Here is an 18,868-nt window from a genome sequence, read left to right as displayed (position 1 = left end):
TATTCTTACTTTACTAAACTGGATATCAGCGCTCGCAGCGCCGCGGGTTTAACCATCTTGGCCATGTAGTGATAGCCGCGCTGCTGCACATCTTCCACCAAGTCTTTACGGGTATTGGCGGTGATCAAGATCCCCGGCAGATGAGCGCCATAGAGGGCACGGATCCCGTCCATGGCATCGACGCCGTTTTGGCCATGATCCAGATGGTAGTCGGCCAGCACGATATCCGGTGCCACCCCCTTGAGCCCAAGCTTGATGCGGGCATCGGCCAGATCGCTGGCGCAGATCACCTCGCACTGCCAGCGACTGAGCAGGCTCTCGAGCCCGGCGAGGATCGCCTCTTCGTTATCGATACAGAGTACCTTTACCCCGGCCAACGGCTGCATAACAGGATTGGCCTTCTTAGGCAGGGCCACCTTGGCCTTCTCGCCTAGCGGCACTGTGATGGAAAACATGGAGCCTAACCCTAGCTTGGAGAGCACCTTAATGTCATGGCCCAGCACACGGGCGATGCGATCGGCAATGGCTAGCCCTAAACCTAAACCGCTGACGCTCTTACTCTCAGGGTTTTCAAGGCGCTTGAACTCCTTAAAGATCTCTCCCAGTTCCTGCTCGTCGATGCCACAGCCGGTGTCGATCACCTGGATCTCCAGCGCCCCGGCGCGGTGACGACAGCCCAGCAGTACCCGGTTGCCCTTGGCATAACGATAGGCATTAGTCAGAAAGTTCTGCAGTACCCGCCTGAGCAGGCTGAGATCTGAGCTGATAATACTCGAGCTGGCCACCATGGAAAACTTGATGCCGTAATCCTTGGCCATGGCATCAAACTCCACCGCCAAGCCCTCCAGCAGCTCGGCCACCGAGAAATCGCGGCGGTTAACCTCCACCATGCCGGAATCCAGCTTAGAGATATCCAATAGATCCGTTAACAGCTCGCCAGCGATTTTGAGCGAGCTGTTGACGTGAGAGAGCGTGGTGCGCCCCTCCTGATCCAGATTTGGATATTGCGCCAGGGAGGCCGTAAACAGACGAGCGGCGTTAAGTGGCTGCATCAGGTCGTGGCCGACTGCGGCCAGGAAACGACTCTTGGAAGCGTTGGCTATCTCCTCCTGAGCCTTGGCCTCAAGTAGCTGACTGTTGAGCAGCGCCAGCTCATAGGTACGCTCCTTCACCCTGGCCTCCAGGGTTTCATTGACCTCCTGCAGCGCTCTGGCCTGCTCGCGGTACTGGGTAATGTCGGTAAAGGTCATCACGAAACCGCCGCTGGGCATAGGATTGCCCTGGATCTTGATCACCTTGCCATCCTGACGCTCACGCTCGGACACATGTGGGGTGCCGTTACGCATATGCTGCACCCGCTTGGCCACCTGCTCCTCCACATCCCCGGGGCCACAGTAGCCGCGCTCGGCGTTGAAACGTACCACATCGGCAATAGGCATGCCCGCCTGCAGAAAATCTTCGGGATAGTCGTAGAGCTCCACATACTTGTAGTTCCAGGCCACCAGATTCAGCTCCTTGTCCACCACGCTCATCCCCTCGTAGGCGTGCTCTATGGCCCCCCTGAGCATATCCTGGCTGAGGATGATCTTTGATGAGGCCTCATCCACCAGGCTGAACACCTCATCGAGCGCCAAGTCGCGCCCTTGCAGCACAGAGTCCATCACCAAGGAGGCGCTGGAGCCCCCTAGGACGCCGGCCAACATATGTTCGGTATGGGCAATCAGTTCCGGCGAGGCCACCTTATGCCAGCTGTCGCTGCGCACCGCCTCATCTGAGAAGCGGGAGAAACTCTCGTAGGCCCGGGTGGGACTGACGAAGCGGCTGGCAAGAATTAAGAGATCCTGCTGAGAGATGGGCGATGCCTTACGGTTACTGGTGTTTTTCAGCTCGCCTGGGGTCACGAAGGCGCTGGCCTGGATACGCTCGGCCACCCCGGCGCGAAACCAGATAGAGCCCAGCACATAACAGGCAAGGTTTGCCAGCAGCGCAGTGAGAATGTCACGAATGTTGGGGTTGATACTGTCGAGCAGCGCCAGCTCGCCGCCGAATACTCCCTGACTGTCGCTCATCCCCTGCACTAGTATGTAACACCAAAGGCCGAAGCCGACGATAAGCCCCAGATACACCCCGCCGCGATTGCCGTGCTTCCAGTACATGCCGCCAATCAGTGCGGGCGCCAGCTGGGCGAAGGCGCCGAAGGAGAGCATACCCAGCGCCGAGAGCGAATCGCTGTTCATGAAGGAGAGGTAACTGAAATAACCTAGCCCCAAGATAAGGACTATAGCGATGCGACGGGCATTGAGCAGAAACTGCGAAAACTGGCTGAAGTTCTTCTGGCGGATCTTGCCCGAGTGCAACATCAGAGGCACCAGCCACTCGTTGCTCACCATGACGCTGATGGTCACCACGGCAACGATCACCATGCCGGTGGCCGCCGACAGCGTCCCAAGCAGGGCAATCACCGCCAGCATGGGCTGATCCAGCGCCAAAGGTAGATTGATCACATAGGTATCGGCCGACACGCTATCCCCCAGCATCAACTTACCCGCCAGGGCGAGCGGCGCCACAAACATGCCAAACAGGATCAGATAGATAGGAAACAGATACTTGGCTTTAACTAAGGTGGGTTCATCCTTACACTCCACCATCATCACGTGGAACTGGCGCGGCATGCAGAGAAACGCCGCCATGCCCACCAACAGCTGGGGCATCAGATTTTCCAGCCGCAGCTCGGGATTATTGATCAACTGACGCTCGGTGGCCTGGGCCCAGATATCGCCGAAGCCATCGAAGAAGCCAAAGCTGATCACGCCGCCCACCAAGAGGAAGGCCGCCAGTTTCACTAGGGACTCGAAGGCGATCGCCAGCATCATGCCAGGGTTGTGCTCGGTCGCATCCAGCTTACGGGTACCAAATAAGATGGCAAACATCGCTAGTATGCCGGTGACAATTAGCGAGACCCAGGCGCCATCATATTGGGCGTCTTCGGGCTGAAACAGGTTGAGGCTAAATACCATGGCCTTAAGCTGCAAGGCGATATAGGGCATGATGCCGAACAGGGCGATCAGGGTAACGATGGCGGCGATGGTCTGCGACTTACCATAACGGGCGGCGATAAAGTCGGCCACCGAGGTGATGTTTTGCGCCTTGGAGACGATAACCATCTTGCGCAGCAGACCGAAGCCGAAGGTAAAGATGAGTATGGGGCCGACGAAGATAGGCAGGAAGGACCAGAGATCCTGCGCCGACTGACCAACTGTACCGAGAAAGCTCCAGGAGGAGCAGTAAACCGCTAAACTTAAACCATAAATCCAGGTCTGTATCTTCTTGGTGATCCGCCCAAACCAGCGCTCCGCTCCCCAGGCCAACAGGAAGAGTAGCGACACGTATAACAGGGCGATCACGCCGACAACCAGAGTCAGATTCATAGTAATTCCAATTCTTTTAATTATTCTGCGCTAAATACTAGCTTAAATCTCGTGCAAATATAATCACAACAGACTAAAAATAAAGGATATTTTTTTACTAGACCAAGGTCTAATAGAGGTAAATAGCCTAAGCATTCCATACTTTATCTACGCACAATTAGAAATAAAAGGAAGTCAGATGAGCACCCAGTCTCTCTACAAAGTTCCAAGCGAAATCGCGGCGAATGCCCATATTAATGACGAGAAATATAAGAAGATGTATCAGGAATCTGTGGTTAACCCCGAAGGTTTCTGGAGAGAGCATGGCCAGCGCATCGATTGGATGAAGCCTTTTACTAAGGTCAAGAAAACCTCCTTCGACGATCACAACCTGTCGATCAACTGGTTCTATGACGGCACCCTAAACGCCTCGGTTAACTGTCTCGATAGACACTTGGCCGACAACGCCGACAAGCTAGCCATCATCTGGGAAGGTGATGACGCGGCCGATCAACGCACCCTCACCTATGGTGAGCTCCATACAGAGGTGTGTAAGTTTGCCAACGCCCTGCGCAGCCAAGGCGTGCGTCGTGGTGACGTGGTCACGGTTTACATGCCAATGGTGCCCGAAGCCGCCGTGGTCATGCTGGCATGTGCCCGCATTGGCGCCATCCACTCTGTGGTGTTCGGGGGCTTCTCGCCTGACTCTATCGCTTCACGGGTGATCGATGGCAAGTCCAAAGTCGTGATCACCGCCGACGAAGGCGTGCGCGGTGGCCGTACAATCCCGCTGAAAGCCAACATAGATGAGGCCCTGTCTCACCCAGACGTCACCTGTGTCGAGAAGGTGATTGTGCTTGAGCGTACCGGCAACCCAGTCAATTGGGTTGAGGGACGCGACATCAAGTGGGCGTCGCTGATGGAGACCGCCTCAGAGCATTGCGTGGCCGAAGAGATGGGCGCCGAAGATCCCCTCTTCCTGCTCTATACCTCTGGCTCTACCGGTAACCCTAAGGGTGTGCTGCACACCACGGGTGGCTACCTGGTCTATGCCTCGATGACTCACGAATATGTGTTTGATTATAAAGAGGGTGAGATCTACTGGTGTACCGCCGATGTGGGTTGGATCACCGGCCACTCCTACATGGTCTATGGCCCGCTGGCTAACGGCGCGACCATATTGATCCACGAAGGTATCCCTAACTACCCAACGCCAGCCCGTCTGGGTGAGATGATCGACCGTCATAAGGTCAACATCCTCTACACGGCGCCGACGCTGATCCGTGCCCTGATGGCCGAAGGCAAGGAGCAGTTCGATGGCTTTGATGGCAGCTCGCTGCGCATCATGGGCTCTGTGGGTGAACCTATTAACCCAGAGGCCTGGCGCTGGTACCACGAGGTGATCGGCCATGAGAACTGCCCTATCGTCGATACCTGGTGGCAAACCGAAACCGGTGGCATCCTGATCTCGCCACTGCCGGGCGCCACAGATACTAAGCCAGGCTCGGCCACTCGCCCCTTCTTCGGCGTGCAGCCAGCCCTGGTGGACAACATGGGTAACATCATAGATGGCGCCGCCGAGGGTAACCTGGTGATCCTCGACTCCTGGCCAGGACAGATGCGCACCGTATATGGCGACCATGACAGATTTGCGCTGACCTACTTCAAGACCTTCCGTGGCATGTACTTTACCGGAGACGGTGCTCGCCGCGATGAAGATGGCTACTACTGGATCACTGGCCGTGTCGATGACGTGATCAACGTATCGGGCCACCGCCTGGGTACCGCAGAGGTCGAGAGCGCCCTGGTGGCTCACGAGCATGTCGCCGAGGCCGCCGTGGTGGGCTACCCTCACGACATCAAGGGCCAAGGCATCTATGCCTATGTCACCCTGACCAAGGGCACTCAGGAGAGCGAAGAGCTGCGTCAGGAGCTGCGTCAATGGGTCAGAAAAGAGATTGGCGCCCTGGCGACGCCGGATCTGATCCAGTGGGCCGGCGGTCTGCCTAAGACACGCTCGGGTAAGATCATGCGCCGTTTCCTGCGTAAGATCGCCGCCAACGAGGTGACCAACTTAGGTGATGCGTCAACTCTCGCCGATCCAGCGGTGATCGACACCCTGATTGAGACGCGTCTCAACCGCAGCGAATAACCTTTTTGCTGAATTAGATTCTCTCTTCTAGCCCCTCTTCGAGGGGCTTTTTTTATATCTCCCCTAGCCGCTACCAAGCTGCGCTGCTATCCTGACTGCCCCAATCACAGACCATCAATTGCCTTGCAACTCAGAGATTATCAACGCCAAGCCGTCGATGCGGCCATCAACCACTTTAAGCGCAGCGATGACTCCGCCCTACTCGTGCTCCCGACCGGGGCCGGCAAGAGTATCGTCATCGCAGAGCTTGCCCGCATCGCCAAGGGGCGCACCTTGGTGCTTACCCACGTCAAGGAGCTGGTGGCGCAAAACGCCGAGAAGGTTGGATTACTGACCGATGAGGCCAGTATCTTTTCCGCAGGGCTGAAACAGAAATCGACCCGCAACAAGACGGTGGTGGCCAGCATTCAGTCGGCGGTGCGTAATCCCAAGCAGTTTGATGAGCCCTATTCCCTGGTGATCATCGATGAGTGCCACCGAGTCTCCAACGAGAAAGAGAGCCAGTATCAGCAACTGCTCAGCCATCTCAGGACCCAGAATCCAAAACTCAGGCTCCTGGGCCTGACGGCCACCCCCTATCGCTTGGGCAGCGGTTGGATCTACCGTTATCACTACCATGGCAAGATTGGTAATACCGAGCAGCCGGTATTCGAGCACTGCATCTTCGAGCTGCCGATGCGCCCGCTCATTAAACAGGGGTTTCTGACGCCGCCCAAGGTGCTCGACGGCCTGTCGGCCCAGTATGATTTCAGCGAGCTCTCACCCAATGCAAGTGGCGAATACAATGAGGCCGAAGTCGACTCCCTGCTGCATCATTCGGGCCGAGCCACCAAGGCGATTGTGGAGCAGATAAAACAGCTCACCAACACCCGCGCCGGTACCATCATCTTCGCCGCGACCGTGCGTCATGCCAAAGAGATCATGACCCTGCTGGATAGCCCCGAGGCGGGGCTAATCACCGCAGACACACCAAGCCAGGAGCGCGATGCCATTATCGATGCCTTCAAACGCCGCGAGCTCAGCTACCTGGTCAATGTGGCCGTTCTCACCACGGGCTTCGACGCCCCCCATGTAGATCTTATCGCCATCTTGAGGCCCACGGCTTCTGTGAGCCTGTTCCAGCAGATGGTCGGCCGGGGCTTGAGGATCTGCGAAGGCAAGCGGGATTGCTTAGTGATCGACTACGCCGCCAACGGCTTCGACCTATTCTTTCCCGAAGTTGGTCGTCCCAAACCCGACAGCAAGAGCGTGCCGGTGCAGGTCCCCTGCCCCGAGTGTGGCTTTGCCAACATTTTCTGGGGGCTGGTAGACGGTGATGGCGATATTATCGAGCATTTCGGACGACGCTGTCAGGCCGTGGTCGATGACGGCGACGGCAAACACCAATGCGACTTTCGATTTCGCGCCAAGGCCTGCCCAAATTGCGGCGAAGAGAACGATATTGCCGCCAAGGTGTGCCAACATTGTCAGTCAACACTTATAGACCCCGACAAACGTCTTAAAGAAGTGCTACAACAGAAACATCATCACCTGTTCCGTTGCCAGGAGATGCTGTTTGAGGCCGACAACGACAGGCTCAGGGTACGTTACCTGGATATCGAGGGTAACGATTTCAGCTGCTACTTCAATTTTGCCACCAAGGCGCAGATCCGCGCCTTCTATGGCGTATTTGTGTATCAACACACACGCACTCCAGGCCAGAAACAACCCACCTTTAGCAAGGTCGACCAGGTGATCGCCGCGCGGGACCATTTTCGCATGCCGGATCTGCTGCTCCTCAAGAAGGGCAAACGCGGCTGGGAACTTGTCGAGCGCTTCTTCGACTATCGGGGTCGATTCGACAGCCAGCATAAGTTTGTATGATCTGTAATATGCAAACCCAACCGGCCTATGGTATAAAGTCACCAACATTTACTTCTGGAGCGAATATGTTTGTTGTAATTTTCGGCCGTCCAGGCTGCCCATACTGCGTTAGAGCCGTTCAACTGTCAGAGCAACTGGTTGAATCTCGTGATGATTTCAAATTTAAGTATGTCGATATTCATGCAGAGGGTATCACTAAGGCCGATCTGGAAAAGACGGTAGGCAAGCCAGTTGAAACCGTGCCACAGATCTTCATCGATCAAGAGCATATCGGTGGCTGCACCGAATTTGAACAATATGTTCGCGACAACAATTTGCTGTAATTGAGGCAAAGAAAAAGGAGGCTTAGCCTCCTTTTTTATGTTCAGTTCACGCCCTAGAGCACATATTTCACCGAGAACATTACGCGATTCAACTCGCCCTTGTCGCCATTTTGTTTGGTGTTCTCAGCATACATATATTCCACCCCAACCGTCATAGGCTTGACTGGCGAATAGAGCAGGTTAATGTAGCCTGAGTATGACTCTTCGTTCACCGCCCCGCCAGTCAAGGCCACATCGTTATCCGCCTTGAAGCCTGACAGGGTAAAACTTGAACGCCATTTATCGTTCCACCAATGGCGATAAGAGGCAAAGCCGCCGTAAGAGCTGATGGTCTTGATGTCACCATCGGCATCTAACACACCGGCATTGGCATAGTTAAGCGCCATGTAACGCCCTAAGCCATCACCGGCAGTCGCCGATAGTTTAAGATCATCATCACCAACCGGGATCACCCCGGTAAAGTTCACGCCATAGCCCATGGTCTGAGAGTCTATACCGTTCTTCTCAAGATTAAGTTGACGCGCAATACCAGCCAGCGTGAACTTTGCACCACCTTGGGTCTTGAAGTTATAACGCGCCACGAAATCTGGCACTATGCCGCTACCGCTGGTGATACGCGAACCACCGCCATTAGGAGTTACCGTAGTTTCAGGATTTTCCAAGGCAAACTGGAAGCCGCCATTGGTGTATCTGACCTGCGTTTGGCGCACGAAAGGCGTACCGTCGGCCGCCCCCACAAAATCGAGGTTCTCAGGCAAAGAGCCTGGATTCATGAAGGTACTCCAGGTCTGACCCACGGTCCAGTTGTCGTAACTCACGAATGCATGACGAATACGAGGCGAGTAGCTGTTCGATACCCTCTCGTTGCCGTCTGTATGGGTCATAAAGTCCAGCTCGATGAAACCAGTCAGCTTGTGACCGTCGAGATCTGTCGTCGTCTTAAAATTAAAGCGAGACTCTCTCGCTTGGAAATCTACGACTTGTTTGCCATTGCCCGGCGTACCATAAATGGTACCTGGAACATAAAACTGGCGAGAAAGATTACCTGAGTCAGGTGCACCATTGCTGTAATCACTGAACATGACATCGGCCTTCACATAGCCACCAAACTTGAACTCTGTCTCGGCCATAGCGGCACTGGAACCTAGCGCCAGTAAGGTCGCCGCAGCCAGCAAAGACACTTTTGCGTTTTTCATCTGTCCTCTCCCTTTTTCATTATTATCGCAACGAATATGACGGAGTTAACAAACAAGTAACATTAGCAAAACGTCTATAAGACCAACGTCGAACAGGCATGGCTAATATGCGAGAAATAGCTAGTGAATTAGTCTAGGTTTGGCAAATGCAATCTAATCAACAAGCCTAACTTGCAGTTATAAAGCTAAATAAGGTGGTCTATGTTTAGCGACTTAGCAATAAATCAAAAAAATATAAAATTAGAAGAGAGAGAAAGATCAATATGTAAATAGCCAATAATTGACTAGCTTAGGATTTGAATAGCAAGAGAAATGTGGGTCGTGAAGGATTAGAACTTTCGACCAATGTGGAGTTAAAAAGTAAAGCCAACTGCCTCTTTGCTTAAAAAGCATCGACTGAGCTAACAACTTTCCAAGTCCTTCTCTTGATTTAACCACCTAGATAAAGTGGTGGATCGCTAAGGATTCAAGCCTTAAACCCAAATAGAGGTAAAAAAGCAAAGTCAGCTGGCTGGATGCTAATCTCGAAGAATTAAGATATGCCCAGTTAAAACTATTTCAAATAGGAAAATACAGAGAAGGAATTAAATTGCAAGAGAGTGGTGGGTCGTGAAGGATTCGAACCTTCGACCAATGTGGAATTAAAAAGTAAAGCCAACTGCCTCTTTGCTTTAAACGCATCGACTGAGCTAACAACTTTCTAAATCCCTATCATGATTTAACCACCCAGAAAAAGTAGTGGCTCGCGAAGGATTCAAGCCTTAAACCCAAATAGAGGTAAAAAATAAAGTCAGCTGGCTGAATTCTAATCTCGAAGAATTAAAATATGCCCAGTTAAAACTATTTCATATAGGAAAATGCAGTGAGGGAATTAAACAGCAAAAGGAGTGGTGGGTCGTGAAGGATTCGAACCTTCGACCAATTGGTTAAAAGCCAACTGCTCTACCGACTGAGCTAACGACCCATCTTGGATACCTAACTGTTTAACCACTGCTAGAAAAGTGGTGGGTCGTGAAGGATTCGAACCTTCGACCAATGTGGAGTTAAAAAGTATAGCCAACTGCCTCTTTGCTTTAAAAGCATCGACTAAGCTAACAACTTTCGTCCTTCTCTTGATTTAACCACCTAGAGAAGTGGTGGGTCGTGAAGGATTCGAACCTTCGACCAATTGGTTAAAAGCCAACTGCTCTACCGACTGAGCTAACGACCCATCTTGGGATGCCTAACTGTTTAACCACTGTCAGAAAAGTGGTGGGTCGTGAAGGATTCGAACCTTCGACCAATGTGGAGTTAAAAAGTAAAGCCAACTGCCTCTTTGCTTTAAAAGCATCGACTGAGCTAACAACTTTCCAAATCCCTCTCTTAATTTAACCACCTAGATAAAGTGGTGGGTCGTGAAGGATTCGAACCTTCGACCAATTGGTTAAAAGCCAACTGCTCTACCGACTGAGCTAACGACCCATCTTGGATGCCTAACTGTTTAACCACTGTCAGAAAAGTGGTGGGTCGTGAAGGATTCGAACCTTCGACCAATTGGTTAAAAGCCAACTGCTCTACCGACTGAGCTAACGACCCATCTTAGGTGCCTAACTGTTTAACCACTGTCAGAGAAGTGGTGGGTCGTGAAGGATTCGAACCTTCGACCAATTGGTTAAAAGCCAACTGCTCTACCGACTGAGCTAACGACCCATCTTAGGTGCCTAACTGTTTAACCACTGTCAGAAAAGTGGTGGGTCGTGAAGGATTCGAACCTTCGACCAATTGGTTAAAAGCCAACTGCTCTACCGACTGAGCTAACGACCCATCTTAGGTGCCTAACTGTTTAACCACTGTTAGAAAAGTGGTGGGTCGTGAAGGATTCGAACCTTCGACCAATTGGTTAAAAGCCAACTGCTCTACCGACTGAGCTAACGACCCATTTTCAACTAAATCTCTTTGATTTAGCGCCCAAACGACTACGTCGCTTCGAGGGCGCCTATAATACCTTTTTCATCTTCTCATGCAAGTGCAAATTCCCCATTTTTTTTTGTTTGCATGAAAAACAGACTAAGAGTATGTTTTTTGGTTAAATAGAGATTAAAGCCCCACCATCTGCTGTTTGGCGATACGCGCCGCAGCGCTATTGGCATATTCGCTAACGACTTGCTGATAGTAACGTTTCGCAGCAGCGTTATCGTTACGCTTCTGGGCGATCATGCCAAGTTTAACCAAACTATCACCACGCTTATTCGACTCTTTAAACTGGTTCACTACAGTATTAAAGGCCTTGCCCGCCTCGGCAAGCTCACCCTTGTTATAGAGTAACTGACCTAACCAATAGTTAGCATTCGCCGCATAGGTCGAATTGGGGTATTGCGCGATAAACTCACGAAACGCCGGGATCGCCTCGTCGTACTGACGCTCTTTCAGCACCAGATTAACCGCGCGCTCATAGCTGGCGGTTTCTCCCAGAGAGGAGGTCTCTGAACTGGTCGACGCAGGGGTTGCGGCCACAGGTGTCGACTTAGCCTTACTCAGGTTAGCGATATCGTCATAGAGCTGGCGCTGACGCTGCAGCATCTGATTGATCTGATAGCTTTGCTGCTCAGTCAGGCCTCGCAGGTCAAGCACCTCCTGTTGGAGGGTGTCAAGGCGCTGCTGCATCTCAAACTCGGCCGCTTGTTTGGCCTTTATGATACGCTCAAGGCGCGCAACTCTATCTTCGGAGGAACCACCGGCAACATCCTCAACGGGCGCAGGCGCCGCTACCGCGACGCCAACACTCATCAGAATTGCCGCGGTAACAACGGCAGTCTTCATAGTTAACCCTATCTAACGCTTAGTAAACCAATACCGCACGACGGTTCTTAGCAAAGCCATCATCGGTGCGAGAGAAATCTTGTGGCTTCTCTTCACCATAGCTCACTATGCTCATCTGGCTCGGTAGCACGCCCATGCTTTGCAGGTACTTGGCAACGGCCTTAGCACGGCGCTCACCCAGCGCGATGTTGTACTCTGGCGTACCACGCTCATCGGCATGGCCTTCGATCATAACGCGAACATTTGGATGCTCGAGCAGATATTCACCGTGGGCATTAAGCACTTCTGAGAAATCAGAGGATACCGAGCTGCGGTCGAAATCGAAGTAGATGATATGTTCCTTACGCAGTTCCTGGTACTTAATGCGTTGCTGCTCTTCTGGTGTCAGGATAGGAGCTACACCGCCCGTCTCAACGCCACCACCGGCATTCATTTCGCTGCTTTCGCTGCCGCTCATAGAGCTTGTCGCATCGGTTTGTGACTCAGAGGTTGAGCTACACGCGCTGATCGCCATAATCGGCAGAGCAACAACCATAGCTTTAAACAGCTTATTCAGATCCATTTTGTAATCCTTAATCTTTTCTCAGTAGTAAATTTATAAGAAAGGTGACCAAGCAGGAGACTTCACTTCCCCTTGACCCACTGGCAATCTTGCCTTAAATCGTCCATCCATAGAGACAGCCGCCAACACCTGTTGGCCCTGATAGGTGGTGCCATAGATAACCATAGTACCGTTAGGCGCTATACTTGGCGACTCATCCAAACGTGTGGTCGTCAGCACCTGCATAAAACGCGTCTCAAGATCCATACGGGCAATATTGAACTTGCCGTTGGTGCGATTCACAAACACCATGCTGCGACCATCTGGCGAGATAGAGCCGCCCAGGTTCCATTCCCCCTCGAAGGTCAAGCGTGTAACCTTACCCGATGCCAATGCCACCTGATAAATCTGCGGACGACCACCACGCTCTGAGGTGAAGATCAGCGACTTACCATCGGGTGTCCAAGAGGCCTCGGTGTCGATGGCATAATGGTTGGTAACACGTTTTATCGCCTTGGTGGCAATATCCGCCACATAGATCTCAGGCTGCCCATCTTTCGACAGGGTTAGCGCTAACTTCTTGCCATCGGGCGAGAAAGAAGGCGCACCATTGATTCCAGGAAAGCTGGTCACCTTGGTTCTTTGCTGAGTATAGATATCCTGAACAAAAACCTCGGCCTGTTTATTCTCAAAACTCACATAGGCCAAGCGGCGACCATCCGGTGACCAGGCTGGCGACATCAGCGGCTCGGGCGAGCGCAGCAACATCTGCTCGTTATAGCCATCGTAATCGGCAATCATCAACTTATAGGGTGATTTCGCCTTGTGATCCACCACCACGTAGGCGATGCGGGTCAAGAAGGCACCACGAATACCGGTAAGCTTCTCATAGACGATATCGCTGATTCTGTGACCATACTGCCTGAACTGGGCGCTGCTGATCACTGTCTCGCGACTATCGAGCAGGTATTCGCTAGCCGACTGAGGGCCACCAGACTGCATCTGCGCCTTAACCAGATCGATAAGCTCAAAATTTACCAAATACTGATCTGGTCCATAGGGCTTAACCGTGCCCATGACCACAGCTTCCGCCGCCACATTCGACCAGGCCTTCAAATCCATCTGCGCCAGCGAGCCTAAATTGCGCTGCGGCAGACCCAACTCGTCCATCGGCTTAAAGGTGCCGCTGCGGGTCAGATCCGACATCACCACATCAGAGATCTGTTGCGGCATAGGCGTACTACCCTGCCACACAAAAGGCACCACGGCGATAGGACGCGCCGCATCGACCCCTTCGGTGATCACTATATCCAATGCCGCCTTGGCCGGAATGGTTAAAAATGCCAGCCCCAAGATGAGCCATCTTCCCAAGTTTTTCATGGAACTCCTTTAATTAAACTCCGGTTGTACGGTGAGATTAATCTCTTTTAGCTTGTTATAAACATCGGCCTCAGGTGACACAGGCAAACGCCCAGCCTTGTTGATCGCCGCCTTAGTCGCGCGGCACACCACGGGATCACCAGACACTATCTCGTTGCCGGTCACAAAGCCATCTTTGGCCAGACGAATAAAGACGCGGCAGCTCTTGCCTCGCATCGACTCATCCACCACCAGATGGCGCTGAATCGTGGCGCGGATCATCGAGGTATAACGCTGCACCTCACTCATCACCTGCTTGTTGCGAGTCTGCGACAGCGCGGCCTGCTCGGCGGCTAAGGCCTCTTGCATCATACGTTCCTGCTCGCGGCGCGCGGCCTCTTCGGCCTTACGTTTCGCCTCGGCTTCTGCCTTACGCTTACGCTCTTCGGCGGCCTTCTTGGCAGCAGCCTCTTCAGCCTTACGCTTGGCTTCGGCTTTGGCTGCGGCTTCTTCGGCGGCCTTGCGCTCGGCCTCTTTCTGTTTACGCTGGGCCTCTGCCTTCGCGGCCTTCTCCTTCTCCTGCTGCTCTTTGAGCTTGGCAGCCTTTGCAGCCTTGGCCGCATTTTGCGTCTCTAGCTCTTTCTGCTTGCGCTCCTGCTCAAGCTTCTTGATACGCTCCTGCTCACGCTCGCGGGCCTGGCGAGCCTCTTTGGCCTTACGGTCCAGCTCCTCCTGACGCGCCTTCTCCTTGCGCTCGGCGGCCAGCTTCTCGGCTTTTAGCTTTTCGACCTGTTCGTTGACCCGCTTTTGATCCACCACCACGGCCTGCACCGCCGGGGCACTGGCCTGAGGCACCACCTTGGGCTTCTCACTAAAATCGACGCCCATGGCCAAAACAACTATCACGCCAACATGAATACTGGCTGAAATAATGAGTGGAACGGTAAATTCTGATTTCCCTGCCACCTGCTACTCCTCAGGCGAATCTGTCATCAGGCCTACCGAAGGTACGCCTGCTTTTTGTAACGTCACCATCAACTGGATCACCCGCTCATAGGGAATGCTTCTGTCGGCCTTAACCACCACAGGCCGCTCAGGCTCCAGCTGCACTATGGCGCTGACTCTGACGGCGATCTCTTCGAGATCCAGCACCTCTTTGCTGCTGGCGCTGCCAATATCCAGGTAATAATCGCCGTCGGCATCGATAGAGGCCACCACGGGCGGCTTACTGTCGGCGGGCAGGCTCTCGGCCTCCCCTTGGGGCAGATCCACCTTAACGCCCTGGGTCACGATAGGTGCGGTCACCATGAAGATGATGAGCAGTACCAACATCACGTCGATATAAGGGACAACGTTGATCTCGGCAACCGGACGACGCCTCTTGCGTTGATAACCTTGCTGCATCAGCCGACTTCCTTCTCACTGTAGGCCTGACGGTGCAGGATGCTAGAGAACTCTTCCATGAAGTTGGCGTATGACATCTCTATCTTCTCCACCTGAGTCGAGAAACGGTTGTAGGCAATAACCGCAGGGATCGCCGCAAACAGGCCCATGGCCGTTGCGATAAGTGCCTCGGCGATACCCGGGGCCACCATGGCAAGTGTCGCGTTTTCAACGGCGCCCAAGGCGATAAAGGAGTTCATGATCCCCCACACGGTACCAAACAGACCGATATAAGGGCTGGTCGAGCCAATCGTTGCCAGCAGTGGCAAATGAGTTTCCAGCTTCTCAAGCTCACGGGAGAGCGAGACGCGCATGGCGCGATAACAGCCGTCCATCACGGCAGCAGGCACCTTGCCGTTAAGGTTACTCAGGCGGGCATACTCTTTAAAGCCGGCGTAAAACATCGCCTCTAAACCGGTATTGCTCTCCTGTCTGGCAGAGAGTTCCTTATAGAGCTTATTGAGATCGACACCGGACCAAAATTTGTCTTCAAACTTGAGCGAACGCTGACGAGCCGAGGTCAGCAGGCGTCTACGTTGAATAATCACCGCCCAGGACACCACGGACAATGCCAGTAGCGTCAACATGACGAATTTAACTAATAGACTGGCCTGTAAAAACAGCCCGATAAAAGAGATATCAGCTTCCACCCTTTAACTCCTGAACAATATGATGGGGAATGGCTTTTGGCCGCATGCGCGATAATGCCACACAGGCCACCTGAATGTGTGCTTCACAATAGAGGGTTCCATCCTGGTCGAGCAGACGTTGACGAAACACCATAGAGGCCTTCTTCATCTCTATGACCTCAGACTCGACCAAAAGGTCCTGCTCGAAGCGTGCGGCCACCTTAAAATCGATATCGGCGTGTTTGACCACGAAAGCGATATCGTCGGCCAACAGCTGCGTCTGTTTCACCCCTATCTGTTTCAACCACTCGGTGCGGGCGCGCTCAAAGAAATTGAGGTAGTTAGAGTGATACACCACTCCACCGGCATCGGTATCTTCGTAGTAAACGGATATAGGCCAACGAAACATAGCTAGAAACGGCTCAACATTCAGATTAAATAGAGGCCTACTATACCGAGTGCCCAGGCAATTGTGAATGCTTGACGCCCCAGTTGCCGGGACTAAGTGCATAAAATTTTGTTAATAAAAAAGGGAAGTTATTCACTTCCCTTTTTAGGTTGGTTTACTTAACCGCCTATCTTGCTCGGCACCGCAAGGCCGAAGCTATGCATTAAGAAACTGTAAATGTCGGCAAATTCATCAATCTTCATCGCCGTCGGCTTACCGGCGCCATGACCGGCCTTAGACTCGATACGCATGATGATAGGCGCATCCCCCGTCTGTCTGTCCTGCAGCAGCGCGCCAAACTTGAAGCTGTGTAGCGGTACCACGCGATCGTCATGATCCGCCGTCATCACCATAGTCGCCGGATAATCGCGCTCACTAATGTTGTGATAAGGCGAATAGGCCAATAGCGCAGGGAACTGCTCGGCATTGTCGGCGCTACCGTATTCGCTGGTCCAGGCCCAGCCGATGGTGAACTTATGGAAACGCAGCATATCCAGCACGCCTACCGCAGGCAGAATGGCGGCGAACAGATCCGGACGCTGAGTCACGGCCGCGCCCATCAACAGACCACCGTTGCTGCGGCCATAGGCACCTAGCTTGCTCTGATTAGTGTACTTGTTATCGATCAGATACTCGGCCGCTGCAAAATAATCATCGAACACATTCTGCTTCTTGTCGAACATGCCCGCCTGGTGCCAGCTCTCGCCATATTCCGCACCGCCGCGCAGGTTTGGCACAGCGTATACACCGCCCATATCCATCCAGGCGATGTTAGCCGGGCTGAATCTTGGCGTCAGCGAGATAGAGAATCCGCCGTAGGCATACAAGAGGGTTGGGTTTTCACCGTTAAGGGTCAATCCCTTCTTGTAGGAGATCATCATTGGTACGCGCGTGCCATCCTTACTGGTGTAGAACACCTGCTCAGAGGCATAGTTGTCCGGATTAAAGGCAACCTTAGGCTTAGCGTACAGGCTAGACTGGCCCGTCTTAAAGTCAAACTTATAGGTAGTCTGTGGCTGCACATAGCTGTTGAAGGTGTAATAGAAGTAATCCTTGCTACGCTTGCCATATGGTCCAGCAATCTTACCCTTACCCGGTAGGTCGACATCCTGGCGCTTCACGCCATTCATGCTGAAGATAGTGAGCTTGCCAAGCACGTCGTGCAAGTAGCTGACCACCAGGTGATCGTTGATGATGGCCACGCTGGCGATAGGGTCGCTCGACTCAGGAACCACCGTCTTCCAGTTTGCCTTGGCTGGACGATTCACATCCACCGCCACTATCTTGCCATTTGGCGCATCGAGATCTGTCTTGAAGTAGAAGACAGATTTGTCGTTACCCAGGAAGCTGTACTCGGCCTCAAGCTCGCTGATTAGCTCGACCACAGGTGCGTTGGCATCGGTCAGTGACTTGTAGAAGAAACGGTTACGGCTATCTGTGCCCTGAGAGATGGAGATCAACAGATAATCCCCAGCTTCCGACACCTCGGCGCCGAAGCCCCAATCTTTATTCTGTGGACGCTCGTAAATCAGCTTGTCTTGAGACTGATCTGTGCCCAGCTGGTGATAGTAAACCTTCTGGTTAAAGTTAACGTCGGCCAGCAGGTTACCGCCTTCGGGCGCGTCATAACGAGAATAGTAGACACCTTTATTGTCTTTGCTCCACTCGGCGCTGGAGAACTTAATCCAGTTGAGCTCGTCGCCTAGCTTGGCCCCGGTCGCCACATCGACAAACTGCCACTGCTGCCAGTCTGAGCCCGACTTAGAGACGCCATAGGCGATAATCTTACCGTCGCCGCTGACAGAGACACCGCTCAGGGCTACTGTGCCGTCGGTTGAGAAGCTGTTTGGGTCAAGGGCAACCTTCTCTTCACCGGCCTTATTCTTCACATAGAGGACAGATTGCGCCTGCAGACCGTCGTTGCGGTAATAGAAGGTGTTGTCGCCACGCTCGGTTGGGGCTGTGACTTTCTCGAAGTTCCACAGCTCGGTGATGCGATCGACTATCGCCTGCTTGTTTTCCAGCTGCGCCAGAAAATCATGGCCAGCCTGTTGCTGCTGCTTCACCCAAGCATGGGTCGCGTCACTCTCTTCCTCAAGATAACGGTAAGGGTCGGCAACCTGTACGCCGTGAATTGTTTCGACCACGCCCTGGGGCTGAACCGCTGCCTGCGCCGCTGCCGTTTCATTGGCATGGTACTGGCAACCCATGAGTGTTAAACCTAATCCGGCAAGCAAAAGGGTTTGCTTGGATAAAATCGTCTTAAGAGCCATCTGTAGCCGTCCTGGATATCTCGTTATTATTAATGGTAAACCTGTGAGCTAGCGCCCAATAACCTCGTACTATACAAGTAAAAAAAAACCGTGCAATGGCTACAAATAAACGAATCCGGCATTTGCGAAATTGACTTGTTAATAAAAAAACAACATGGATGAATTATATAAATCGTGAAATTATGCAGCAATTTTGCGTAATCAAGCGCAAATACCCCAAATGTGTGAATTCGGCCCTTCAAACACCCTCCCCAGACATTAGAAATACTAATCTAAGGCGGGAATTTTTCTAGTTTGTAGGACAAATGGTCTGACCCTATAATTCACCTCGTTTTCCGGAAGTGTCTACCCCGCTGGTAGATGGGAAACAAGAACTCCGAGTTCCCGTGCCAGTCACGTGAATTCATCCCTGGTTCTTATGCTTGACTTCCTTCC

13 protein-coding genes and 7 tRNA genes are annotated in these 18,868 nt (G+C 52.8%); 3 read left to right on the top strand and 17 right to left on the bottom strand.

The features are described 5' to 3' along the window. Window positions 1-5: 5 nt before the first annotated feature. Window positions 6-3,428 carry a hybrid sensor histidine kinase/response regulator gene (locus K0H80_RS07820; RefSeq protein ID WP_220073617.1) on the bottom strand — a complete coding sequence of 1,141 codons (3,423 nt, stop codon included), beginning with the start codon at window positions 3,426-3,428 and terminating at the stop codon, window positions 6-8. A 178-nt stretch (window positions 3,429-3,606) separates the two neighbouring features. Between K0H80_RS07820 and acs the strand changes: the two genes are divergently transcribed. The 3 genes from acs to K0H80_RS07805 all read left to right on the top strand — a co-directional run bounded on the left by acs (window position 3,607) and on the right by K0H80_RS07805 (window position 7,745). Beyond that, the gene (gene acs / locus K0H80_RS07815; protein ID WP_011865332.1) at window positions 3,607-5,559 is read left to right on the top strand and encodes an acetate--CoA ligase; all 1,953 of its coding nucleotides are present in this window, start codon (window positions 3,607-3,609) and stop codon (window positions 5,557-5,559) included. 117 nt (window positions 5,560-5,676) lie between these two features. Further along, entirely contained in the window at window positions 5,677-7,422 is a 1,746-nt protein-coding gene (gene radD / locus K0H80_RS07810; RefSeq protein ID WP_491572525.1) for a DNA repair helicase RadD, read from the top strand. 65 nt (window positions 7,423-7,487) lie between these two features. Further along, window positions 7,488-7,745, top strand: coding sequence for a GrxA family glutaredoxin (locus K0H80_RS07805; RefSeq protein WP_011865330.1), 258 nt, complete (start codon window positions 7,488-7,490; stop codon window positions 7,743-7,745). A 53-nt stretch (window positions 7,746-7,798) separates the two neighbouring features. On the opposite strand, the gene K0H80_RS07800 is transcribed toward K0H80_RS07805, so the two are convergent. From K0H80_RS07800 to K0H80_RS07725, 16 genes are all read right to left on the bottom strand, one after another. Continuing rightward, on the bottom strand, window positions 7,799-8,941 hold the full coding sequence (locus tag K0H80_RS07800) for a DcaP family trimeric outer membrane transporter (protein ID WP_220073615.1): 1,143 nt from the start codon (window positions 8,939-8,941) through the stop codon (window positions 7,799-7,801). A gap of 888 nt (window positions 8,942-9,829) precedes the next feature. Then, window positions 9,830-9,905, bottom strand: a tRNA-Lys gene (locus tag K0H80_RS07795). Window positions 9,906-10,075: 170 nt separating this feature from the next. After that, window positions 10,076-10,151, bottom strand: a tRNA-Lys gene (locus K0H80_RS07790). Between the two features lie 175 nt (window positions 10,152-10,326). Continuing rightward, window positions 10,327-10,402 (bottom strand) — tRNA-Lys (locus tag K0H80_RS07785). A 38-nt stretch (window positions 10,403-10,440) separates the two neighbouring features. Then, window positions 10,441-10,516, bottom strand: a tRNA-Lys gene (locus tag K0H80_RS07780). A gap of 38 nt (window positions 10,517-10,554) precedes the next feature. Next, window positions 10,555-10,630, bottom strand: a tRNA-Lys gene (locus K0H80_RS07775). Window positions 10,631-10,668: 38 nt separating this feature from the next. After that, window positions 10,669-10,744 (bottom strand) — tRNA-Lys (locus K0H80_RS07770). A gap of 38 nt (window positions 10,745-10,782) precedes the next feature. Then, window positions 10,783-10,858: transfer RNA gene (locus tag K0H80_RS07765), tRNA-Lys, on the bottom strand. A gap of 159 nt (window positions 10,859-11,017) precedes the next feature. Continuing rightward, window positions 11,018-11,740, bottom strand: coding sequence for a tol-pal system protein YbgF (gene ybgF, locus K0H80_RS07760; RefSeq protein WP_220073614.1), 723 nt, complete (start codon window positions 11,738-11,740; stop codon window positions 11,018-11,020). Window positions 11,741-11,759: 19 nt separating this feature from the next. Next, a complete protein-coding gene (pal, locus tag K0H80_RS07755; RefSeq protein ID WP_011865327.1) occupies window positions 11,760-12,302 on the bottom strand; it encodes a peptidoglycan-associated lipoprotein Pal in 543 nt (180 codons plus the stop codon). A 33-nt stretch (window positions 12,303-12,335) separates the two neighbouring features. Further along, window positions 12,336-13,661 carry a Tol-Pal system beta propeller repeat protein TolB gene (tolB, locus tag K0H80_RS07750; protein WP_220044873.1) on the bottom strand — a complete coding sequence of 442 codons (1,326 nt, stop codon included), beginning with the start codon at window positions 13,659-13,661 and terminating at the stop codon, window positions 12,336-12,338. 9 nt (window positions 13,662-13,670) lie between these two features. Then, the gene (gene tolA, locus K0H80_RS07745; RefSeq protein ID WP_144198589.1) at window positions 13,671-14,606 is read right to left on the bottom strand and encodes a cell envelope integrity protein TolA; all 936 of its coding nucleotides are present in this window, start codon (window positions 14,604-14,606) and stop codon (window positions 13,671-13,673) included. A gap of 3 nt (window positions 14,607-14,609) precedes the next feature. After that, window positions 14,610-15,044: a protein TolR gene (gene tolR / locus K0H80_RS07740; RefSeq protein WP_011865324.1), complete on the bottom strand. Its 435-nt coding sequence runs from the start codon at window positions 15,042-15,044 to the stop codon at window positions 14,610-14,612. Next, a complete protein-coding gene (gene tolQ / locus K0H80_RS07735; RefSeq protein WP_011865323.1) occupies window positions 15,044-15,733 on the bottom strand; it encodes a protein TolQ in 690 nt (229 codons plus the stop codon). Before tolQ ends, tolR begins: the two co-directional genes overlap by 1 nt. After that, entirely contained in the window at window positions 15,723-16,121 is a 399-nt protein-coding gene (ybgC, locus tag K0H80_RS07730; RefSeq protein ID WP_011865322.1) for a tol-pal system-associated acyl-CoA thioesterase, read from the bottom strand. The genes tolQ and ybgC overlap by 11 nt, the downstream gene beginning before the upstream one ends. A 158-nt stretch (window positions 16,122-16,279) precedes the next feature. Continuing rightward, window positions 16,280-18,433: a prolyl oligopeptidase family serine peptidase gene (locus tag K0H80_RS07725; RefSeq protein ID WP_220073613.1), complete on the bottom strand. Its 2,154-nt coding sequence runs from the start codon at window positions 18,431-18,433 to the stop codon at window positions 16,280-16,282. Window positions 18,434-18,868 lie beyond the last annotated feature (435 nt).

It is taken from the genome of Shewanella aegiceratis, from assembly GCF_019457495.1.
Lineage (GTDB): Bacteria > Pseudomonadota > Gammaproteobacteria > Enterobacterales > Shewanellaceae > Shewanella > Shewanella loihica.
Note: the sequence above shows the minus strand (reverse complement) of the source record. Positions and strands in the feature narration are given on the sequence as shown.